The 1,322-nt window shown below is 63.1% G+C and carries 1 protein-coding gene; it reads left to right on the top strand.

Annotated features, from left to right (window positions below; all coding sequences use genetic code 11):
• The first annotated feature begins 50 nt into the window (after positions 1-50).
• Entirely contained in the window at positions 51-1,313 is a 1,263-nt protein-coding gene (locus A5790_RS00130; RefSeq protein ID WP_066840398.1) for an IS30 family transposase, read from the top strand.
• Positions 1,314-1,322 lie beyond the last annotated feature (9 nt).

Here is a 1,322-nt window from a genome sequence, read left to right as displayed (position 1 = left end):
GGCGGTTTCAAGGGATGGATGCAACACCCTTCTGATTGAGGAGTGTTGTGATGTCTCGAGCGTTATTTCAGTCGAAGAAGCCGTTGTTCTGGGATCAGATCCGCCAGGGATTGTTGGCTGGAGATGCCGGTGAGGCCGTCGGCGTGTCAGCGACCTGTGGACGGCGGTGGTTCCGTGAAGCTGGCGGGGTGAAACCCGCTGTCAGCAAACCGAACACCTCCGGCCCACGGCCGCGGCTGACCCTCGAGGAACGCATCGAGATCCAGGCCGGCGTCTACGCGAACGAGTCGATGCGGTCGATCGCGGACCGGTTGAAGCGAGCGCCCTCGACGATCAAGCGCGAGATCGACAACAACACCGAACTGCGCCCCCGCAAGAATCCCAAGAAATCCGGGTACCGGCGCAAGCACGCGTTCGGCGCCAACCAGAGCGGAGCCTCGGCGAAAGTGGACTACCGCGCGATGTCCGCCCACGACCGCTGCGCCGATCGCGCTCGACGCCCCAAGTTGAGCACTCTGGCCAAAAATGACACGCTGCGTCAGGAGGTGCAGAGTCGGTTGGAGCTGCGTCACAGCCCCGAGCAGATCGCCCTGAGGCTACGCGTGGACTTCCCCGACGAACCGGAGATGTGGGTGTCCCACGAAGCCATCTATCAGGCGCTCTACGTGCAAGGACGCGGCGCTTTGCGTCGTGAGTTGCACCAGTGCCTGCGCACCAAACGGGCTATCCGCCGATCCCAGCATCAGCCCGGAACCCGGCAGGGCCGCATCCCGGACATGATCAACATCAGCCAACGTCCGCCAACCGTCGACGACCGCGCCATCCCGGGCCACTGGGAAGGCGACCTCATCATGGGCAGCACCGCGTCGAACTCGGCGATCGGCACCCTGGTCGAACGCAGCACCCGATTCGTGATGCTGCTGCACCTACCCGACGGGCACACCGCCGAGGCCGTGCAGGACGCCATCATCGCCAAGATCACCGAACTGCCCGAACACCTGCGTTTGTCGTTGACCTGGGATCAGGGCTCGGAGATGGCCAATCACAAAACCATCGCAGAAGCCACCGATCTCGACATCTACTTCTGCGACCCGCACTCGCCCTGGCAACGCGGCAGCAACGAGAACACCAACGGACTGCTGCGCCAATACTTCCCGAAAGGCACAGACCTCTCCTTCTGGGGCCCGGGATACCTCGACCAGGTCGCCGTCGAACTCAACGGCCGACCCCGCAAAACACTGGGTTGGAGGACCCCAGCCGAAGCACTCAACGAACTACTCTCAAACCCGCCAGCTGTTGCATCGATGCCTTGAACCCAAGCG

This window comes from Mycobacterium sp. 852002-51152_SCH6134967 (assembly GCF_001667105.1).
Lineage (GTDB): Bacteria > Actinomycetota > Actinomycetes > Mycobacteriales > Mycobacteriaceae > Mycobacterium > Mycobacterium neumannii_A.
The sequence above is the reverse complement of the archived record's forward strand: the minus strand, read 5'-3'. Positions and strand labels throughout refer to the sequence as shown.